This window comes from Bifidobacterium sp. ESL0825 (genome assembly GCF_052606465.1).
Window position 1 is genome coordinate 121,340 of record NZ_CP199589.1, and the last position, 20,699, is coordinate 142,038.

A 20,699-nucleotide genomic window follows, 5' to 3' on the forward strand; every position below is an offset into this window, starting at 1 on the left:
TGCAGCCCCTGGTGACTTACCTTGGTGACTGATGAATCGGGGTATGCATGAGTGCTCATGAAGGTGGTGTCCAAGGCGGCGGGTCCGCCCATCGTCGACAGTTGCTGACGACCCTGGCGCTGACGGGATCGGTCTTTGTTGCCGAGGTCGTCGGCGCCTTGGTCACCCGCAGCCTGGCCCTGCTGGTCGATGCCGGGCACATGATGACCGACATGGCTGTGCTGATCGCCTCCACGGTAACCGCTGTGTTGATGGATCGCCGCCCTACGAACCGACGGACCTGGGGCTGGTCCCGTCTGGAGGTCATCACGGCGGCTGGCGGTGCTCTGGTTCTGCTGGCTGTGGGCATCTATGCCATCGTGGAGGCCGTCCTGCGGCTCTGGTCGCCCGGTCGGGATCAGGTTCATCAGCAGGGACTGCTGCTCTTCTTCGGACTTTTGGGTCTGGCTGCCAATGTGGGATCCATCCTGGTCCTGGCCTCAGGGCACAAGGACAATTTGAACATGCGTGCCGCTTTTCTCGAGGTGGTTAACGATGCATTGGGCTCGGTGGCGGTTCTGGTATCAGCCGTGGTCATGATGATCACCGGCTGGGCCGGGTTCGATGCCGTGGCGGGAGGACTGATCGCCCTGCTGATGATTCCCCGCGCGATCAAACTGCTGGCCAGCAGTGTCTCTGTGCTGCTTGAGGAGACTCCGGCGGACCTCGACATGGCCAAGGTCAGGAAGCACCTGGAGGGCGTGCCTGGCGTACTTGAGGTACATGACCTGCATGCCAACAGCGTTTCCACCGGTCTGCCGCAGCTGACGGCGCATGTGGTAGTGCGTCAGGGCACGACGGCTGTTGAGAGCGAACGCATTCTTACCAGAATGCAACGCTGCCTGCGCGATCATTTCCCTGTTTCGGTCGAACACACGACCTTTCAGATAGAACCCCAGGGCCACCGGGATAGCAGCGGCGAGCATTTGGACATGTAGTCTTCAGACCTTGCGCAGAACGGTGACTACCTTGCCCATGATGACGGCGTGGGTGCCGTCGATGGGGGAGTAGGCCGGGTTGTGGGGAATCAGCCAAACGTGGCCCTCCTCGCGGCGGAAGGTTTTTACCGTGGCTCCATCGTCAAGCAGGGCTGCAACGATATCTCCGTTCTCAGCTTCCTGCTGGCGGCGGACGACGACAAAGTCCCCGTCGCAGATGGCGGCATCGACCATGGAATCCCCATGGACCTCAAGCATGAAGAGCTCCCCGGATCCGGTCAGACGTTCGGGCAGACGCATGACATCGTCCACATGCTGCTCGGCCAGAATGGGCTGGCCGGCGGCGATTCTGCCGACCAGGGGCACGTCGCGCGACTGCATGATGGCCTCGTCGGCCTGTGTATCAGGGAAGGGCATGATCTTGGCGATTCCAGCAGCTGGCTCAGGCTGATCCTGAACCAGCTCTATGGCACGTCCCTTGTTGGCAGTCAGACGGATGTAGCCCAGATCCTGCAAGACCTGAAGCTGGTGCTTGACGGAAGAAGTGCTGCGCAGTCCCGCGTCTCTGCCGATCTCCCTGTAGGAGGGCAGGAATCCGCGCTCTGACAGGTGCCGCTTGATGGCTTCCAAGACCTTGGCCTGGCGATCGGTCAGTTTGGGTCTGGACTCCAGATTCGGACTCTTGGAGGTGGCTGCCTTTTCTTTCGTCGTGTCCTTGGCTGAGGGTGAGCCGGTTTCCTGAGATCCGGCGCTGTCGGCAAGAGTGGACTGGTTGAGGGAGCTCGTGGCCGTGGACCCGGTGAAGGGGATGGTACTCACGATGGGCTCCTTTCCTTGGAAACTGAACTCAGTCTAACCTGCCTGAAGTGAAAAATCAAACAAATGTTCGAATCAGCCTTGCCAAATAACCATCGCGGTGCCAGAATGAGAACATCTGTTCGATAGAACAAATGTTCGAAAGAGGTGTGCCATGGTTGTCCGTACCTGTGCCGGTTCCCGCATGTCTGCGCCGACGAACCTGTTTTCGGTCTGCCTGGCCTATGTGCGTTCTGTGTTCTCGTCCGTCTTGGCTCGTCTTCGCAGAGCTGTCAATGCCTGTCTGCCTGATCAGGGGTTTGCGGGTGTTGTCCTGCGCAGAATCGCGGTTTTCCTGGCTGTCGGAGCTTTGACCCTGGCTGGGTTCGGATGGATGGCTCGTCCGGCCAGCTCTGCTCCAGGACCACAGGAAGTCGTCACCAGAACAGTTCGTCCGGGCGACAATGTCTGGTCCTATGCGGCCTCAATCACCCCGCAAGGCGAGGATGTCACCAAGAACGTAGACCGCATCATGCAGATCAACAATATGTCCTCACCCAACCTGCGCGTCGGGGACCGAATTCTGATTCCCAGCGACGAGTGAGGCATCGGCTTTAGATCCAGAAGATGCACGACGGGGCCTCAATGACCTGTCGTTTGGATGAAGGCAGTAGCTGAATTCGAGGAGTTTGTCCAGTGTTATACGCTGATAGGCCCGGTATACGTGGGTCTTGAGATTCTTTGGCGCTATGATATTGCATATGCACTGTCCTTTCTGCCAGAATCCCGATACCAAGGTTGTGGATACGCGAATCAGCGACGACGGCCATGCCATCAGACGCCGCCGTGAGTGTCCGCAATGCTCGCGTCGGTTCACCACGGTGGAGACCTCGATCCTCTTGGTCATGAAACGCTCAGGCAATGCCGAGCCCTTCAACCGCGACAAGGTCATTGCTGGCGTGAGGAAGGCCTGCCAAGGCAGGCCCATCGACGAGAATGACCTGAAACTCCTGGGCCAACAGGTTGAAGAGGATCTGCGCTCACGCGGCCTGGCTCAGGTGGATTCGGAAGAGGTCGGCAGGGCCATCCTGAAGCCTCTCAGGGAGTTGGACGAAGTGGCCTATCTGCGCTTCGCCTCGGTCTACCGCAACTTCAGCAACCTGGAGGACTTCCAGCAGGCCATCGACACCTTGCGCGCCGAAGACCAGTCTGCCGAAGAGCAGTCTGCAATTCAGCAGTCCTAGAATTGGCTATTCTGCCATCGGCCATTCTGACAGCAACAGGCCAGCAGCTTTCGTCAGTGTGCGACTGGGCTGGCTTGTGACGAGATCGGACTGTGTTTGGAAGCGAACGGGGGCGCCAGGCACGATGTAGGCCTGGCACCTAGGCACTTCATCCCAGGTCCAGCAGCCTGTGATCCCCGGAAGTCTGGGCTATGACCAGCTCCTGTGTCGGTCGCGTCATGGCCACATAGAGGTCAGCCGCCGCGCTCAGCCTGGAAGGGGCTTCATCCTGAATGGCTCCAGGCTCAACCAGAACCACGGCATCGAACTCCAGGCCCTTGGTGTGACCGGTGGTCGTGACCGTGATCTGGTGCTCCTGAGCCTTGTCAATATGCAGCCGTGAGATTACTTCGGCTTCCAGGGCGCCAGGAACGATAATGGCCAGGCGTCCGGTGCCGTCCTTGCCCAGATGACGTTTTGCCAGCTCGCTTACCAGGTCAGGCAGCTGGTCCAACAGGCTTGCTTGATCCTCTGCCCGCAGGCGGCTGACCGAGCCTTCCACCTCTCGCACGGCCTTGAGCGTTGAAACTTCAAGACCTTCGGAGGCTGCGAAGGAGGAGGCCAGGTTGGATACCTGACGAGGGTTGCGATAGTCGATGGTCAGCTGTCGCAGGTCCCAACCATCCGGTCCGAAAAGCGCATCCATGGTGGAGGCCCAGGACCGGGTGCCGCCCAGGGCTGCGGTCTGGGCCACGTCCCCGACGATGGTGAAGGATCGGGAGGGGCAGCGCCGGATCAGCATCCTCCAGTCCATGGCCGTCAGTTCCTGGGCCTCGTCAACCACGATGTGCCCGTAGACCCATTCACGGTCGGCGGCCGCCTGGGTGGCTGCCTGGTTCTCGTCCTGACCGTTGATGGAATCCAACAGCATCTGGGAGGTCACGATCCCTGTGCCGATGCCATTCTGGGCCAAGGTGTCGCTGGCAAACCGCCGTTCCTCATCGCGACGGGCCTTTTCAGCCTGTTCGCGGTCCGCCTGGCGTGGGTCGGGGCCCAGCAGCTCCATGGCCTCGTCCAGGATGGGGATGTCGGATACGGTCAGTTCGGCGCCATCCTGGCGGGTCAGCAGATCAATCTGTTCAGGAGTCAGCCAGGGGGCGAACCGGCGTAGACGGTCCGGCCTGGACCAGAGGTCGTTGACCAGCCAGCGGGGGTTCATGGGCAGCCAGGCCAGGTTGAGAGTCCTCCGCACCTGGTCGTTCAGCCGCAGCAGGGAGGTGACCCGGGCGAGTTCCTCGGCTCCGGGCTGATAGTCCACCCCTTCGGCATAGCGGGCGGTCATGGCGTTCAGGGCCGAGCGCACAAAGGTGTTCCTGGCTTTGTTGTGGGGCTGGTGGCTGCGTCGGGCATCGATCAGGGCCTGTTCCAGGTCGACCGCCAGCATGGGGACGGCCACCCCATCCACCTTGACCGTGGGCAGGGAGGCGGGCACCCGCTCACGTGAGGCGACGGCGTTGGCTACAGCCTCGGCCATGCGGATGTCCCCCTTGAGCCGGGCCACGTGCGGGTCCTCCTGGCGGTCGGTGCTGATGCCGGGGATGAGGTCGCCCATGGTGCGGCTGAGCACTCCGGTCTCGCCCAGGGAGGGCAGAACCTGGTCGATGTAGTGCAGGAAGGCGTTACTGGGCCCGACGATCAGCACGCCTGAACTCTCCAGTCGGCGCCGGTGAGTGTAGAGCAGATAAGCCGCCCGGTGCAGAGCCACGGCCGTCTTGCCGGTGCCCGGTCCGCCCTGGACCACCAGCGGACGGGTCATGGGGGAGCGGATGATCCGGTCCTGTTCAGCCTGGATGGTGGCCACGATGTCGGTCATCTGCCCGGTGCGGCGGCTGGACAGGGATGCCATGAGCGCGCCCTCGCCGGCCAGGGTGCCGCCCTGGGCCGCCTTGTCCACTTCCGGGGCCGACAGGTCCAGAACCTCATCCTCGATGCCGGTGACCTGGCGGAAGTTGAGGGTGATGTGCCTACGCATGACGATGTCGCCATGATCCGCCGGGGTGGCCTCGTAGAAGGGGCGTGCGGCCTCGGCACGCCAGTCGGTCAGGATTGGCTCGTGATTGCTGTCAAGCAGGCCCAGTCGCCCGATATATCGCCGGCCGCCCTGGGCTGTATCCAGTCGGCCGAAGACCAGACGGTCCTCCACGGCCCGCAGCTGGGTGAGCCGGTCCTCGTACATGTTGGCGAAGGAATCCCGCTCGGTACGCTGGGTGGGTGAACCGTGGGAGCCGGCGGCCCGAACCGCGTCCAGTCTGGTCCTGGCCTGCGCCCGCAGCTCGTCCAGACGGCCGTAGGCCCTGTCCACCGCCGTCTGCTCTTCATGCAGCTGTGAGGAATAGCTCGACATGTGTGTCCGTTCTGTGGAATGTTCAAAATCGGATGATCCAATATACCGCTCGACCTCTACATTTTTTCGGTCCATCTGACCCCTGGCCGCGCCCTCCTTGCCGGGTGGCGAAACGCCGAGGCGAACCCGTCGGTGAGGCGAATGGTTGGATTTGGGCCTGAAGTGGTGTCAAGGTGGTGAGCAATGGGGATAAGTGGGGTAAAGTGGGGAGCACTGCGTAGGGGACGCTACCCGATGGGGCCGTCCCATGGTTACCAAACTGGCATTGGAGGTGGGGCATGGCCGATACATACGACGCAGATGCCGCCTCGCCTTCCCTGCCGTCCATGCTTCTGGGCACCTACACCCCCAAGATGGATTCCAAGGGCCGCCTGGCTCTGCCCGCCAAGTTCCGCGCCCAGCTGGGTCAGGGCCTGGTCATGGCCCGTGGCCAGGAACGTTGCGTCAGCCTGCTGCCCACCGAGGAATTTCGACGGATGGCCGTGCGCATCCAGCACACCTCCATGGGCGACAAGTCGGCCAGGGACTACCTGCGCGTATTTCTGTCCGGGGCCGTCGACCAGGTCCCCGACAAGCAGGGCCGCATCCTGGTTCCGCCCATGCTGCGCTCATATGCACGGCTGACGGGCCCCGTCGTGGTCATCGGCGTGGGCACCCGTGCTGAGATCTGGGATCAGGATTCCTGGACTGCCTACCTGGAGAGCAAGGAGCAGGGCTACGCCGACATTGCCGATGATGTTCTTCCGGCGGTGGATTGCTGATGGAGGCCCCGATGTCAGATCGCAATCCTCCCGACCAGGAGGCCGTGGACAGCGGCAGGGTCCATCGTCCCGTGCTGCTGGAACGCTGCCTTGCGCTGGCTCGACCCGCCTTAAAGCACCCGGGGGCCGTGGCTGTGGATTGCACGCTGGGCCTGGCTGGTCACGCCACCGCCTTCCTCAAGTCCTGCCCTGAGGCCCGTCTTATTGGCATAGACAGGGACAGCCAGGCTTTGGATCTGGCCACTGGCCGGATGCGCGACGAGGGTCTGGCCGACCGCTTCACGCCGGTTCACGCCCCCTTTGATCAGCTGGACCAGCAGCTTGATGCCCTGGGCCTGGGGCAAGTGGACCTGGTTTTCATGGATTTGGGATTGTCTTCTCTGCAGATCGACCAGCGCGACAGGGGATTCACCTACCGTCAGGACGCTCCGCTGGACATGCGCATGGACACCAGCCAGGAGCTGACGGCCGCGCAGGTCCTGGCCGAGTACGACCAGGCCCGGCTGGCTGACATCTTCTCCAGATATGGGGAGGAACGCTATGCAGGACGCATCGCTCGGGCCATCGTCGAGGCCAGGCAGGAGCAGCCGCTGACCACCTCGGCCCAGCTGGACCGTCTGGTCGACAGGGCAGTGCCGCGCGGCCATCGTCCGCCGGGCAATCCGGCCAAGAGGGTTTTCCAGGCCCTGCGCATCGAGGTCAACGGGGAGTTGGATCGTTTGAGGCGCACCCTGCCCCAGGCCATGCTGCGGCTGGCTCAGGGAGGCCGTCTGATTGTGGAGTCCTACCATTCTCTGGAGGACCGCATGGTCAAGCGCTTCATGGCGCCAGGGCTGCACGTGGACCTGCCGGCGGGCATGCCGGTGGTGCCCGATCAGGCCCGCCCCTATCTATCGGATCTGACTCATGGGGCCATTAAGGCCGACGCGGCCGAGCGGGAACGCAACCCAAGATCGGCTTCAGTGCGCCTGCGGGCCGTGGAGATGATCGGAGCCATCCCCGAGGAGCGTCGTCGTCGGCTTCAGGCCGAGGCCCGTGGTGAGGGCTCGGATGGTCGTCATCGCCGCGTCGGCCATGGTTCGGAATCGAGGCGCCGGTCATGACCATGCCAGCACGTTCAGTCCGTTCCAAGGCGTCTGCGGACAAGGGTCATCCCCGCATTCAGGAGATGCCCACCAGGCCTGAGCTCAGTCTGATCAAGGGCACAGGCAAACCGGGCAAGGACCGCCATCCCGAACGAGGCCCGGTGGCTGAGGGGGCCAGGCGTCTGATTGGCTGGACGCGCACCCGTGGCAACCCCCTGCTGCGGATCATGGCCTCCGTGGTTTTTCTGGCTGCCTGCATGTTCGGTTCCCTGATGCTGCGCACGCAGATGGTCCAGGACTCCTTCGAAGCTACCCAGATCCAGCATGAGATCAGCAATCTCAACCAGGACGTCCAGGATGACCAGAACAAGCTCGACCAGCTCCAGGCTTCTTTGCCGGACAAGGCCCAGCAGTTGGGCATGCAGCCTCAGCAGGGCCTGAACTCCATCGATCTGCAGGGCTACAAGCCCCCTCAGGATGCCCAGGGCAAGGCGGGGCATCCATGAGCGGCAAGGGAACCAAGCGCTCCTGGCACCTCTCCTTCTGCAAGCGTTCGCTGTCTGTGGGCCTGATCCTGGTCCTGGTGGCCGCCTTGGCCCTGGGCAAGCTGGCCTATATCCAGCTCTTCGACGGAAGGTCCATGGCCCAAGCCGCTGCGGCGGGCCGCACCGTGCCGCATACCATCAAGGCCCAGCGTGGCCGCATCCTAGATGTCAATGGCCGGGTGCTGGCCCAGAGCCTGGAGCGGTACAACATCATCGGTGACCCCGAAGCGGCCGCCTCCTTCATACCTGTCAACTGCACCAAGCGCACAGGCAGCGACTGCCACAGCATCAAAGGCCACCCGGTGGGCGCTGACGGTGCTGCTGGCGTGGCCCGCCTCCTGGCGCCGGCCCTGGGAATGAACGCCATGGAGCTGGGCGGCAAACTCAGCGTCCCCGGACGGTACGTGGTCTTGGCCAAGCGGGTGACTCCCGAGGTCAAGCGCTCCATCGACAAGCTGGGGCTGCAGGGGATCATCACGGCAGAGCTGAGCAGCGAACGCACCTATCCTCATGCGGATCTGATGGGAGCCCTGATCGGGGGCATCGACGACAGCGGCAAGGGCGTGGCCGGGATCGAGCAGATGGAGAATCGGCAGCTGACCGGCTCTGACGGCTACACGGTCTACCAGCAGGGGATGCTTGGCCAGGAGATCCCCGGAACCGTGACCCGTCAGCGCAATCCGGTCAACGGCAAGGATGTGACCCTGACCGTTGATCAGGATGTTCAGTGGTACGTCCGTCAGGCCCTCAAGTCGGGCTGCCAGCGCTTTCATGCCGACTGGGCCCTGGCCGTCGTCCAGGACACCCGCACCAACGAGATCCTGGCCCTGGCCGACACTGACGATTACCAGGCTGGCAGCGACCAGGCCAAGGTCAACTCCTCGCGGGCGGTGGCGGAGACCTTCGAGCCCGGCTCCATCGGCAAGACCATCTCGATCTCCGGCATGCTTCAGGAGCAGGTGCACTCCATGAGCGACCGCTTCACTGTGCCCGACCACATCACCGTGGACAACCAGCAGTACAAGGATGCCTTCGACCATCCAGCCGAGCACTGGACCCTTGCCGGCATTCTGCAGAACTCCTCCAACGTGGGCATGGTCATGGCCGGCGAACACTACCCGGATCAGAAGCGCTACGACTATCTGACCCGCTTTGGCATCGGCCAGGCCTCGTCCCTGGGCCTGCCGGGGGAGTCCAAGGGCCTGCTGACTTCGCCTCAGACCTGGGACCGACGCACGCGCAACACGGTATTGTTCGGCCAGGGCTACGCCACCAACGCCATTCAGCTGACCAACGTCATCGCCACCCTGGCCAACAAGGGGGTCCGGGCCGACCAGACCATCATCCGCGGCCAGGATGCTGTCAACGCCAACCGGGTGAGGGTAGTGGACGAGAAGGTGGCGGCTACGGTCATGAACGGCATGGAGTCGGTGGCTGAAAAGTACCAGAATACAGCCAAGGTGGATGGCTATCGGGTGGCCTCCAAGACCGGCACCGCCGAGGTGGCCGACAGCTCGGGCGGCCTGGGCGGCATCATCAGCGACTGGGTGGGCATCCTGCCTGCTGACGACCCCCATTATGTTGTCACCGTAGTCCTGAAGAATCCCCACAGCAGCGATGGCGTTTTCGGCAGCATCACCGCCGGCCCCATCTTTGCTCAGATCGGTGAATTCCTTATGCAGAAATACCAGGTCCCCACGTCTGGGCCCAGAACCGATGCTATCCCGGTAACATGGTGATACCGGCAGGCATCATGGCGTTCCCGGACGAAGGAGAGATTGCAGCATGAGTGCGCTGAGTGAATCAATCTCCCGACGGTTGACCCTGGGTCAGCTCAAAGGACGCTACGGTCTGACCCTGGTCCCCGATTTCGCTGAACCAGTTACGGTGACCTCACTGGTGGACGATCTGCCCTCAGTGCGGCCCGGCAGTCTGTATGTGCCAGCAGACCAGCAGGTGGACCAGGGCATGATCGAGGAGGCCGAGCGTCGAGGGGCCTACGCAGCCCTGCTGCCGACCTCGGCCCGTCAACAGGTGGGACGAGCCCGCATACCCCTGCTCTTCGGCACCATGCACGCCTGGCAGATGGGCCAGCTGCTGTCCAACGCCGCAGGGGACCCTTCGGGAGCCCTGGCCGTCTTCGCCCTGGTCGGTTCCCAGGTGCAGGAGCAGGTGGATCTCTTGGCCGACTTCCTGCACGTGCTGGGCAATCCCGTCGGCATTCTCAGCGCCAAGGGTTCGTACTCGCTGGACCGGCGACTGGACCTGGAATATCCCCTGAGCATGTTCGATGTGCAACGCAGTCTGTCCATCGCCCTGGAGGACGGGGCGGCCGCCGTGGTCATCTCCGTGGACGAACAGACCCTGGCCAGGGATGCCCTGCAGGCGGTGGATCTGGATGTAGTGGCCCTGGGCGCTCAGGAGGGCTCCACGCGCGATATGCGGCACGTACGGCTGATCTCCAGGGCCCGCCGATATGGGTTCAGCCTGGGCGGGCACACCATCGTAGCCCGGCGCAACGAGGAATCCGACGGGCTGGCCCGGCAGTCCCTGCCCGCCGATGCACAGAGCGACGACCTGTCCCTGTGCATCGCCATGACCATGGCCGCCGGCGTCAAACGCAACAACATCAGGAGCGCCCTGCGCGTCTCCCGCGAAATGTCCTGAGAGGTGAGGATGAGTCAGTCTGTAGGGGCCGGGTCCATGCCCATGACCCTGGAAGAGGTCGTCGAATATGTGCACGGTCGGCTGGTCGGGGTCAGTCCTGGTCACGAATCCGACCAGCGGTCCGTGCGCATGCGGGTGGTGACCGACTCCCGTCAGGCCAAGCCCGATGGACTCTTCGTAGCCATCAAGGGCGAGCACGTGGATGGCCATGACTATGTTCCCGGCCTGGGAGCCAAGGGCTGCCGGGCGGCCCTGGTCGACCATCTCGTTCCGGGCGCTGACCTGCCCCAGATTCTTGTGGACGATACGGTTGACGCCTTGGGGCTGCTGGCCCGGGCCAGCATAGACCGTCGGCGCGCAGCGTCAGAACCCTTTACGGTGATTGGCATCACCGGATCCGTCGGCAAGACCACCACCAAGGATCTGCTGTCCTCTCTGCTGGCACTCCTTGGTCCGGTGGTGGCCCCTGTCGGGTCTTTCAACAACGAGATCGGCCTTCCTCTGACAGCCTTGGAGGTCGGGCCTGACACCCGGTATCTGGTGGCCGAGATGGGTGCCAACCACCTGGGTGAGATCGCCCGGCTGACCACAATGGTTCCCCCGGACATGGCTCTGGTCCTCAAGGTGGGAGTGGCCCACCTGGGCGAATTCGGCTCCGTGGATCGCATCGCCCAGGCCAAGAGCGAGATCGTGCAAGGTCTGGTGCCGGGCGGGACCGCCGTGCTCAACGCAGACGATTCCCGGGTGGCTGCCATGGCTGATCTGGCCTCTGGCCCTGTTCTGCGGTTTGGCATGGCCGCTGAGGACGCCGGTCCGGACCGCAGCCTGGACGGCTCGGCTCGCTACCTTGACAGCGACAGCCTGGACAGGCCGGCCTTCGAGCTGCGTCTGCCTGGCCAGCAACCTGTTCGGTTGCGTCTGGGCATCCCGGGGCGGCACAATGTCATGAACGCCCTGGCTGCCGCCACGGTAGCCCACGCTCTGGGTCTGGACGCAGAACGCATCGCCGATGAGCTGGGTCGACAGCGGCAAATAAGCCCGCATCGGATGGCCCTGTCTTCGGTCCGGCTGCCGGATGCCTCCTTCACGCTGATCGATGATTCCTTCAACGCCAATCCCGACTCCGTGCGGGCTGGTCTGGACGCCCTGGCCGCCTGGAAGGGATCCGATGGCCCGGTCTATCGGATAGCTGTCCTGGGGGTCATGCTTGAGCTGGGCGGCCAAGGGGAGCGGCTGCACCAGGAGATCGGCGCCTACTGCCGTCGGTTGGGCATTGATGCATTGGTCGCGGTGGGCTGCCGGGATCAGCAGATGGACGGGTTGGTTCATGCCCTTGTCCGTGGCGCTGGCGGCCTGTCTGGTCGGAGCGAGGAACAGCCTGGGGCCATGCGCGTCCTCTTCGCCCAGGATGCTGACCAGGCCGATCACATGGTTCGCCGCCTATGCGCCAAGCATCCTGACCGGCAAAATCTTGTCCTGCTCAAGGGCTCGCACATGTCCGGCCTGTCCGGTCTGGCCGACCGGTGGCAGGGCTGAGCCATGAATCTGCTGGCATCCCCACAGCGGGGTAGAACGTTCAAGGACAGAATCCAAGAGTTGGAGTACACACTGTGATTGCCCTCATCATCGGAATCCTGGTCGCCCTGGTGGTGACGCTGGCAGGCACCCCCCTGCTGATACGGCTGGTTCACCGTCTGCACTACGGCCAGTACATCCGCCAGGATGGGCCCAAGTCCCACCTGGTCAAGCGCGGCACCCCGACCATGGGCGGGCTGATCATCAACCTGGCCATCCTGCTGGGTTGGGCAGCCTCGGCGCTCTACCGCTACCTGTCGCGGGGGGAATCCGTGTCCCTGTCGGCCATGCTGGTGCTGTTCGCCATGCTCTCCATGGGCTTCCTGGGCTTCATCGACGACTTCGCCAAGGTGCGCAAGAAGCAGAACCTGGGCCTGTCGGTCAAGGCCAAGTTCATCGGCCAGTTCATACTGGCCACCATCTACGCGGTGCTGGCTCTGAAGCTGCCCACCAAGAACGGCTACCCCAGCGCCCAGGCGGGCATCTCCTTCGTGGAGCAGCCCATCATCGACTTCAGAATGGCAGGCAGCGTCCTGTCCGTGGTGTTGTTCATCATCTGGGTCAATCTGCTGATGACGGCCTGGAGCAATGCGGTCAACCTGACTGACGGCCTTGACGGGCTGGCTTCAGGCTCCTCCATGATCGCCTTCGTGGGTTACACGGTCATCGCCTTCTGGGAAAGCTACCACTTGAAGGGCGGCAGCCATCCCGGCCATGCCTACGCGGTCTCCGACCCCCTGGACCTGGCCATCATCGCCTGCTGCGCGGCCGTGGCCTGCTTCGGCTTCCTCTGGTACAACACCAATCCGGCCTCCATCTTCATGGGAGACACCGGATCCTTGGCCCTGGGCGGGCTCTTCGCAGCCCTGTCCATCGCCACTCATACCGAGCTTCTGGCGGTCATCCTGGGCGGGCTCTTCGTGGGCGAGGCCGCCTCCGACGTCATCCAGGTGGGCTACTTCAAGCTCACCCACAAGCGGGTCTTCAAGATGGCGCCCATCCACCACCACTTCGAGCTGATGGGTTGGCAGGAGTCCAAGGTGGTTGTCCGGTTCTGGATGGTGGACCTGATCTTCGTCCTGCTGGCCCTGGTCTGCTTCTATGCAGACTGGGTGGTCCGCTCTGGGCTGCCCATCTGAGCGCGTCCATTCACGGTACCGGACTTCGGCAGCCGGTATCATGCCAAGCAGATGCCGGAGCTAGCGGAATGAGGTGTTCATGGATATGGACTTGAGCCAGAAGCGTGTACTGGTCGCCGGGCTGGGCATTTCCGGACGGAGCGTGGCCGCAGCCCTGCGAGGCCGAGCGGCCGGTGTGATCACTGTGGACCAGCGCGCCCCGCAGGCCGATCTTCATGACTTCGACCAGGTGGACTGGAGCCAGGTGGACTTGGTCATGGCCTCGCCCGTCTTCAATCCGCGCACCCCATTTATCCTTGAGGCGCAGCGTCGGGGCATCCCTGTGGTCAGCGAAGTGGAGATGGCTTGGAGGCTGCGGGTGCCCGCAGCCCGGACCGGCCGGCCAGCCCCCTGGATCGGAATCACCGGCACCAATGGCAAGACCTCCACCACCAGGATGGTCGCCGCCATGATGCAGGCCAGCGGGTTCACGGCCCCTGCGGTGGGCAACATCGGCAAGGCCATCTCCACAGCCGTTCTGGACTCCGACAACGACATGCTCTGCGTAGAGCTGAGCTCCTTCCAGCTGCACTTCACTTTTTCGCCGACCCTGGAGTGCGCGGCCATCACCAATCTGGCCGACGACCACCTGGACTGGCACGGTGGCTTTGAAGCCTATGCGGCCGACAAGGCGCGCATCTACCGGGGCGTGCGCAAGGCCCTGGTCTACAACGCTGACGACTCCCGGGTCTCTGAACTGGCCAGGCAGGCGCAGCCAGCCCCAGGCTGCCGACGTGTGGGCTTCACCTTGGGTCGGCCCGAGCCTGGGCAGTTGGGCGTAGAGGATGGCTGGGTCATAGACCGCAGCGGATTGACCGGTCATGACTTTGAGGAGGGCGTCAGGCTGGTCCGGGTGGCCGACCTGACGGATCTGTGCGAGCCTGACGGCACGGTCTACCCCCATCTGCTGGCTGATGCCCTCTGCGCCCTGGCTCTGGCCCTGGGTGCTGGGGCCAAGGTCGACGCGGCCATCGAAGCCATGCGTGCTTTCACCCCTGGCGACCACAGGATCAGTACGGTGGCCACCCTGGGCCAGGGTTCGCAGGCCATCCGTTTCGTCGACGACTCCAAGGCCACCAACGCCCATGCCGCCGAGGCCTCCCTGGCCAGCTACCATGACGGCCAGGTGGTCTGGCTGGCCGGCGGGCTGGCCAAGGGCGCCCGCTTTGACGATCTGGTCCGGTCCCGCAGGTCCAAGCTGGCTGCAGCCGTGATCATCGGCCGGGATCAGCAGCCCATGGCCCAGGCCATCAAGGCCCAGGCGCCCGATCTGCCGGTTACCCTGATCGACCCTGGTGCCGGCGATCAGGTTATGGCCCGGGCCGTCCGTGCAGCCGGCTCCTATGCAAAGCCCGGCCAGGTGGTTCTGCTGGCCCCCGCCTGCGCCTCCATGGATCAGTTCGCCTCCTATGCCGACCGGGGTGACCAGTTTGCCCAGCAGGCCGAACAGTGGGTCCACGAGCATGAAGCGCGACACTGATCCGCACAAGGCTCCCTCCCGGGGGTCTGGCGGCAAGGGGGACTACCGGGGCTGGCGGGCCATTCTCAACCCGCTATGGTGCTACTACGGCTTTTTGGCCACAGTCGTCGCCACCACGGTTTTCGGCCTGATGATGGTCTTTTCCTCCTCGGCTGTGGATCTGGTGGCCCAGGGCAGCTCTCCCTGGAGCCAGGTCATTCGTCAGAGCATATACGCCGTGGTGGGGCTGTTGCTGGCCCTTTTGGCCGTAAGGATCAGCATCGACCGCTACCGGAGCTGGAGCACCGGGTTTCTGATTGTCAGCCAGGGTGTTCAGCTGCTGACGCGTACTCCCCTGGGGCGGTCTGCCAACGGCAATGAGGGGTGGATCTCGGTGGGGGGCATCTCCATGCAGCCGGCCGAGCTGCTCAAACTGGCCCTGTGCCTGTGGCTGCCCCAGGCCCTGATCGAAGCCCAACGGCAGGCTGGCAAGGATTCCGACCTGAAGAGCCAGGCCAAGGCCTATGCCAGGCCGGCCGCCGGCTTTCTGGTCAGTTTCTTGCTGATCATGCTGGGCAAGGATCTGGGAACGGCCATGATCATCGTCATCATCGGCTTCGTGGCCTTCCTGGTCTCGGGCTTCCCCCTGCGCTGGCTGCTCAGCCTGGCAGTCCTGGGGATGGCGGCGGTCATCGGCTTCTCGGTCTATGGCAACAGCAACCGGACCCAGCGGATCATGGCCGCCTATGGCAAGTGCTCGGCGGATGACATTCAGGGTGTCTGCTACCAGTCCATCCACGGACTGTATGCCATGGCCTCGGGAGGGCTGACCGGGGTCGGGCTGGGCAACTCCAGGGAGAAGTGGAACTACCTGCCCGAGGCGCACAATGACTTCATCTTCGCTGTCATCGGCGAGGAGCTGGGCTTTGTAGGGGCGGCCATGCTTATTCTGGTCTTCGTGGTCATGGGCTGGTGCATGCTGAGGATCGCCCTGACCACCAGGAACCGGTATGCCGGCATGGTGCTGATCTGCCTGGATGTATGGCTGGTGGGTCAAGCCCTGGTCAACATCTGCGTGGTTCTGGGCCTGTTGCCGGTCATCGGCCTGCCCCTGCCCTTTGTTTCGGCTGGAGGGACCGCCCTGATCTCCTGCCTGGCTTCGGCCGGGGTGGCCTTGCAGATGATTCGGACTCAACCGGACGTGAAGGCGGCCACAGACGGGTCATGAGATATGGAATGGATATGGCGGAAAGGAAGCGGATTCGCGGATGACGACAGCGACGAGGACCGAGAACGGGATGCCTGGGGACGACCAGGAGCATGCCGGTAAGGGCGCTGGTCCCCATCTGGTGCTGGCCGGTGGTGGGACGGCAGGGCATGTCAACCCCCTGCTCAGCGTGGCTGCGGCCATTCGGGAACGCTGTCCCCAGGCGGCTGTCAGCGTGATCGGTACTGCTGTCGGGCTGGAGCACGACCTGGTGCCGGCCACCGGACTTCCCCTGGACCTGATTGAGAAGGTGCCCTTCCCCCGTCGCCCCGGCAAGGCCGCCCTAGGCTTTCCCCGGCGTTGGCGGCATGAGGTGCAGCGGGTCCGAGAATATCTGCAGGATCGGTCGGCCGACCTGGTGGTCGGCTTTGGTGGCTATGCCTCGGCGCCGGCCTACAGGGCTGCGCGGAATCTGGGTCTGCCCATCGTCGTCCACGAGCAGAACGCCCGGGCAGGCATGGCCAACAAGTTGGGCGCTCGCTGGGCTGATTTCGTAGGTACAGCCTATGAGGATACCGGCATCCGAGCCCGGGCCGGAGTGCCTGTGCGCCGCGTGGGTCTGCCCCTGCGGCCGGCCATCGCCCGACTGGCCAAGCAGATGGAGGCTGATCCCTCGGGCGCTCGCCGGGAGTCGGCGCAGTCCTTGGGTCTGGATCCCGATAGGCCCATCCTGCTGGTCACCGGGGGATCCCTGGGTGCGCTCAGCCTGAACAAGGCGGTGGCTGGCGCGGCCCGGCAACTATTGGAGCGAACCCAGGTCATCCATCTGACGGGCCGTGGCAAGGCCGACCAGGTCAGAGAGCAGGTGGCGGCAGATATGGGCGATGCGGCCATCAACGATTTGGACCCGGCCCACCAGGGCCGGGGGGACTACCACATGGCCGAATACTTGGAGCGGATCGATCTGGCCTTCGCCTGCGCTGATCTGGTGGTCTGCAGGGCTGGTGCCGGCTCTGTCAGCGAGCTGGCCGCCCTGGGGGTGCCCGCCGTCTACGTGCCCCTGCCCATCGGCAACGGCGAGCAGCGATTCAACGCCCAGCCTGTCGTTGGGGCCGGGGGAGGACTCATGGTCGATGATGCGGCGCTGGACGCCAAATGGGTGGCCCAGCACGTCCCTGCTCTTATGGCTGATAAGGATAGGCTGGCTGACATGCGCAGCCGGGCCTGGGGGTACGGGATTCGCGACGCTGCCCAGGTGATGGCTGAGCAGATCCTGACCATGGCCGACCAACACCTTGCCCGCAAGGACTCTGGGAGGGCCTAATCGGGCATAATGGAGGCAGGCGACGGGCGACCGTCCTGAACGGTCCTGAACTGTTGGAGGAGATGCAACTACTGTGCCCAAGCATGAATTGAATACTGTGCCCGGTCGGCAGGACGGCGGCGACCGGTCCCTGCCGGTTCTGGACCCCCGCCTGCCTGCCTTGGCCCAGGCCGGAGTGCGCGACCCCAGGGATTTGGGGCCCACCCACTTCATCGGCATCGGCGGGGCTGGGATGAGCGTGCTGGCCGAGATGCTCCACCAGGAGGGGGTACAGGTCTCGGGCTCCGACCGCGCCGAGGGGGACAAGACCCGTCGCCTGCGTCAGCTGGGAATCCCGGTCGCCATCGGCCAGGATGCCAGCAACGTGGCCGGGGCTCGCACGGTGGTCTGGTCCAGTGCCATCAAGCCTGACAATCCCGAGATTCTGGCAGCTCGCGAGGCCGGCGCCCGGCTGATCCACCGCAGTGACATTCTGGCCCTGCTCATGGCCTCCAGAATCTCAGTCACCGTGGCCGGTGCCCATGGCAAGACCACCACCAGTGCGCTCTTGGCCCACCTGCTGACCAAGGGCGGCCAAGGGGATCTGGCTGATCCCAGCTACGCCATCGGGGGCAGCCTTCAGAGCGGCCAGGGGCCCATGGACGGGGGGCACGTGGGGGCCGGACGGGTCCTGGTGGCCGAGGCGGACGAGTCCGACGGCAGCTTTGGCAAGTACACTCCCGACATCGCCATCATCACCAACGTGGAGCCCGACCATCTGGACCACTACGGCACGGCTGACGCCTTCCACCAGGCCTTCGTGGAACATGCCCGGCATGCCCGCCGCTTCCTGGTGGTCTGCGGGGACGACCAGGGCGCCTTGGAGGTGCTGCGGCGGCTGCACGGGGACTGCCAGGCCAAGATCATCGTCTATGCTTCGGATCCCCAGCTGAATATGGACTCCCTGCCCGGGGTCCTCGGCCTGGTTCGCATCGAGTCCGAGTCCGAAAGCAGCGGCAGCGGTCGTGAGCATTGCCGTTTGGCTCTCCCGGCGCAGGTGCTCCAGGCAGCAGGGTTGGATGCCAGCAAGCCGCTCGAATTGCAGGTGGACTTGGCGATTCCCGGCATTCACAACGCCCGCAATGCAGCCGCGGCCATCATCGCCGCCATCCTGTTGGGAATGGATCCCGATGCAGCCGCCGCTTCTGCAGCCGACTTCCGTGGGGCCTCTCGACGCTTCGAGGTCCGCGGAATCCAGCATGGGGTCACCGTAGTTGATGATTACGCCCATCATCCTACGGAGATCGCCGCCCTGCTGACCGCCGCCAGACGGCGTTATCCGGGGCGGACCATCAGGGTGCTCTTCCAGCCTCACCTGTATTCGCGAACGGCCATCTTTGCTGACCGGTTCGCAGATGCTTTGTCCCTGGCGGACGATGTGACCGTAACCGACATCTTCCCCGCCCGCGAGCTGGCCAGCGATTTTCCGGGCGTGGATGCCGGGACCATCCCTGCCGCCGCTCGCAAGGCATCGAACCATGAGTCCCGGGATTCCGGGAAGAGGTCGACCGGAGCTGTCTTCCGGGCCTGCCCGGACATGCATCAGGCAGCTCTGGATCTGGCAGAGCGGGCAGAGCCGGGGGATGTGATCCTGACTGTGGGCGCCGGCGATGTCACCGCTATGGGACCGGTCATTCTTGACAAGCTTGCTGAACGGGACGAGCAGTGAAGACCGGCAAGGGTCGCAGCGCCTCCGGCGGAGCCTCTTCCAGAAGCAGGGCCGTCCGGGCTGCCAAGGCCGCACGGACAGCCCGGTCTGGGCGCACCACCAAGCCTTTGGGAGAGGAACCGCAGACCGGCAGAACCGCCAGATCGGGCAGGTCGGCCGCTTCCGATGCTGCGGGATTGGCAGGCCGCCGGTCCAAGGCTGAAAAGACAGGCGGCAGGGGCAGGCGTCTCAAGCGGTCCAAGCGTCTCAAGGGTCGTCCCAATCGTGCCAAGAAAGCAGGCGGCTCCAGGACACGTAGCCCAAGGTCGGCCTCTTCATCCTCCCGCTCTCTAGTCAAAGGCAGCAGCGCCTCAGCCTCCACGTCTGTGACATCCAGGTCTGCGCTCTCACGCTCGACGAGTTCGGCCGGCGGATTCGTCGATGCCCGGACCATACCGCCGGACCGACCCGTCTCAGGCAGGATTGGCACCGACCAGGAGGATCAGGGGCTGGGGATCTTCGTACGGCCCAAGGTTCTGGACTTTCAGGCCCGGGTGCGCGAGAAGAAGAAGGTCAGTCGCAGGCTGGTCCTGATCCGGACAGGTGTCGTCCTCCTGGTCATGGCTCTGATTGCAGGACTGTCATGGCTGCTTTTTCTCTCGCCGGTCTTCCGCCTGCAGACCGAAAAGATCGATGTCAGCGGCGGCAATGCCTGGGTGTCCAACGATCGGGTGGCCTCAATCGTGGCTCGTCAGGGGGATCGCTCGCTGCTGCTCGTTTCCACCAATGGAGTCGAGGAGGAGATCAGCGGCATGGCCGGGGTGACCGATGCCAAGGTCCGCAAGAGTTTTCCGCACGGTCTGGAGGTGACCTTCGATGCCCAGGAGCCCACTGCGGTCTTCAAGGATGCGCAGGACAAACTGACGGCCGTCGACAGACAGGGAAGGGTGCTCAATACTGTGTCCAAGCCGGTGAAGGGAGTGCCGGTCATCCAGGTCTCCACCGTCAATCGTGCCCAGCAGGATCAGGCGGTCAGGCAGACCCTGCGGATACTGTCGACCATGCCCGAGGCCATGCGTCATTCGGTGACCAAGGTGACTGCGGAAACCCAGGACTCCATCACCACTGAGCTGGACCAGGGCAAACATGTCATCATCTGGGGCGACGGCTCCGACCTGAAGCTCAAGCAGGCCGTGGTCGACAAGATCATCAACGATCCAACCAAGATCGGCGACAAGCATCAGCTTGATGTGTCGGCGCCCCTGCGGCCCATCGTCAAATAGTCGCTGCAGGAGCTGCCGTCTTCATCAACCTGTCAGTGTCCAGCAGGATGGTCACCGGGCCATCGTTGACCAAATCCAATCGCATGTGGGCGCCGAATTGTCCGGCGGCAACAGGGACACCGGTCGCGGCCAGGGCCCGGTTCAGGTCCTGCCAGACGCTTTGGGCGTGTTGGGGTTCGCCCGCAGCCATGAAACTGGGTCGATTGCCGCGCCGCAGATCCGCGTAAAGAGTGAACTGGGAGATGGAGAGGATGGAGCCGCCGCAGTCCAGGACCGACCGGTTCATCCGGCCCTCCTCGTCGGCGAAGATGCGCATCCGGGTCAGCTTGCGCACGGCATAGTCCACCTGGGCATCGCCGTCGCTGTCCTGGACGGCCACCAGGAGCAGGAGACCCGTGCCGATGCTCTGGGGCTTGAAATCGGGATCCGGCTGCCCCTGCTCGTCGACCACATCGACCCGGGCACGGCTGACCCGCTGTATGACGATTCTCATGGTTCCAGTCTAAAAACTTCTGGCGTTGTTGTAGTG

Annotated in this window: 18 protein-coding genes; 15 read left to right on the plus strand and 3 right to left on the minus strand. The window is 64.0% G+C overall.

From position 1 onward, the window contains the following. Positions 1-47 precede the first annotated feature (47 nt). Positions 48-977 carry a cation diffusion facilitator family transporter gene (locus ACUIAG_RS00470; RefSeq protein ID WP_445339813.1) on the plus strand — a complete coding sequence of 310 codons (930 nt, stop codon included), beginning with the start codon at positions 48-50 and terminating at the stop codon, positions 975-977. Positions 978-980: 3 nt separating this feature from the next. Here the strand turns inward: ACUIAG_RS00470 and lexA are convergent, their stop codons facing one another. Further along, the gene (gene lexA, locus ACUIAG_RS00475; protein ID WP_445340407.1) at positions 981-1,649 is read right to left on the minus strand and encodes a transcriptional repressor LexA; all 669 of its coding nucleotides are present in this window, start codon (positions 1,647-1,649) and stop codon (positions 981-983) included. Between the two features lie 298 nt (positions 1,650-1,947). On the opposite strand from lexA, the gene ACUIAG_RS00480 reads away from it, so the two are divergent. Together ACUIAG_RS00480 and nrdR are read left to right on the plus strand one after the other, a co-directional pair. Further along, positions 1,948-2,376, plus strand: a complete 429-nt coding sequence (locus tag ACUIAG_RS00480) for a LysM peptidoglycan-binding domain-containing protein (RefSeq protein WP_445339814.1) — start codon at positions 1,948-1,950, stop codon at positions 2,374-2,376. 157 nt (positions 2,377-2,533) lie between these two features. Beyond that, positions 2,534-3,016, plus strand: coding sequence for a transcriptional regulator NrdR (nrdR, locus tag ACUIAG_RS00485; protein ID WP_045924089.1), 483 nt, complete (start codon positions 2,534-2,536; stop codon positions 3,014-3,016). Positions 3,017-3,164: 148 nt separating this feature from the next. Here the strand turns inward: nrdR and ACUIAG_RS00490 are convergent, their stop codons facing one another. After that, positions 3,165-5,399: a HelD family protein gene (locus ACUIAG_RS00490; RefSeq protein ID WP_313842109.1), complete on the minus strand. Its 2,235-nt coding sequence runs from the start codon at positions 5,397-5,399 to the stop codon at positions 3,165-3,167. Between the two features lie 278 nt (positions 5,400-5,677). On the opposite strand from ACUIAG_RS00490, the gene mraZ reads away from it, so the two are divergent. From mraZ to ACUIAG_RS00550, 12 genes are all read left to right on the plus strand, one after another. Next, the gene (gene mraZ, locus ACUIAG_RS00495; protein ID WP_445339815.1) at positions 5,678-6,160 is read left to right on the plus strand and encodes a division/cell wall cluster transcriptional repressor MraZ; all 483 of its coding nucleotides are present in this window, start codon (positions 5,678-5,680) and stop codon (positions 6,158-6,160) included. An 11-nt stretch (positions 6,161-6,171) separates the two neighbouring features. Next, positions 6,172-7,263 carry a 16S rRNA (cytosine(1402)-N(4))-methyltransferase RsmH gene (gene rsmH, locus ACUIAG_RS00500; protein ID WP_445339816.1) on the plus strand — a complete coding sequence of 364 codons (1,092 nt, stop codon included), beginning with the start codon at positions 6,172-6,174 and terminating at the stop codon, positions 7,261-7,263. Further along, on the plus strand, positions 7,260-7,751 hold the full coding sequence (locus ACUIAG_RS00505) for a hypothetical protein (protein WP_045924092.1): 492 nt from the start codon (positions 7,260-7,262) through the stop codon (positions 7,749-7,751). Before rsmH ends, ACUIAG_RS00505 begins: the two co-directional genes overlap by 4 nt. After that, the gene (locus ACUIAG_RS00510) at positions 7,748-9,529 is read left to right on the plus strand and encodes a peptidoglycan D,D-transpeptidase FtsI family protein (protein ID WP_313836921.1); all 1,782 of its coding nucleotides are present in this window, start codon (positions 7,748-7,750) and stop codon (positions 9,527-9,529) included. Before ACUIAG_RS00505 ends, ACUIAG_RS00510 begins: the two co-directional genes overlap by 4 nt. Positions 9,530-9,575: 46 nt before the next feature. After that, positions 9,576-10,457 carry a UDP-N-acetylmuramyl peptide synthase gene (locus ACUIAG_RS00515; RefSeq protein ID WP_445339817.1) on the plus strand — a complete coding sequence of 294 codons (882 nt, stop codon included), beginning with the start codon at positions 9,576-9,578 and terminating at the stop codon, positions 10,455-10,457. 9 nt (positions 10,458-10,466) lie between these two features. Continuing rightward, positions 10,467-11,993 (plus strand): UDP-N-acetylmuramoyl-tripeptide--D-alanyl-D-alanine ligase, encoded by a 1,527-nt coding sequence (locus ACUIAG_RS00520; RefSeq protein WP_445339818.1) that lies wholly within the window; start codon positions 10,467-10,469, stop codon positions 11,991-11,993. A gap of 74 nt (positions 11,994-12,067) precedes the next feature. Further along, a complete protein-coding gene (mraY, locus tag ACUIAG_RS00525; RefSeq protein ID WP_445339819.1) occupies positions 12,068-13,171 on the plus strand; it encodes a phospho-N-acetylmuramoyl-pentapeptide-transferase in 1,104 nt (367 codons plus the stop codon). A gap of 79 nt (positions 13,172-13,250) precedes the next feature. Further along, on the plus strand, positions 13,251-14,690 hold the full coding sequence (murD, locus tag ACUIAG_RS00530; protein WP_445339820.1) for a UDP-N-acetylmuramoyl-L-alanine--D-glutamate ligase: 1,440 nt from the start codon (positions 13,251-13,253) through the stop codon (positions 14,688-14,690). Then, on the plus strand, positions 14,674-15,897 hold the full coding sequence (locus ACUIAG_RS00535) for a peptidoglycan glycosyltransferase FtsW (RefSeq protein ID WP_445339821.1): 1,224 nt from the start codon (positions 14,674-14,676) through the stop codon (positions 15,895-15,897). Before murD ends, ACUIAG_RS00535 begins: the two co-directional genes overlap by 17 nt. A gap of 70 nt (positions 15,898-15,967) precedes the next feature. Further along, entirely contained in the window at positions 15,968-17,200 is a 1,233-nt protein-coding gene (locus ACUIAG_RS00540; protein ID WP_445340408.1) for a UDP-N-acetylglucosamine--N-acetylmuramyl-(pentapeptide) pyrophosphoryl-undecaprenol N-acetylglucosamine transferase, read from the plus strand. A gap of 130 nt (positions 17,201-17,330) precedes the next feature. Further along, entirely contained in the window at positions 17,331-18,908 is a 1,578-nt protein-coding gene (murC, locus tag ACUIAG_RS00545) for a UDP-N-acetylmuramate--L-alanine ligase (RefSeq protein WP_445340409.1), read from the plus strand. Continuing rightward, complete coding sequence (locus ACUIAG_RS00550) at positions 18,905-20,170, plus strand: cell division protein FtsQ/DivIB (protein WP_445339822.1); 1,266 nt, start codon at positions 18,905-18,907, stop codon at positions 20,168-20,170. Before murC ends, ACUIAG_RS00550 begins: the two co-directional genes overlap by 4 nt. Here ACUIAG_RS00550 and dtd read toward each other — a convergent pair. Then, positions 20,163-20,663 carry a D-aminoacyl-tRNA deacylase gene (gene dtd, locus ACUIAG_RS00555; protein ID WP_445339823.1) on the minus strand — a complete coding sequence of 167 codons (501 nt, stop codon included), beginning with the start codon at positions 20,661-20,663 and terminating at the stop codon, positions 20,163-20,165. The genes ACUIAG_RS00550 and dtd overlap by 8 nt on opposite strands. Between the last annotated feature and the right edge of the window lie 36 nt (positions 20,664-20,699).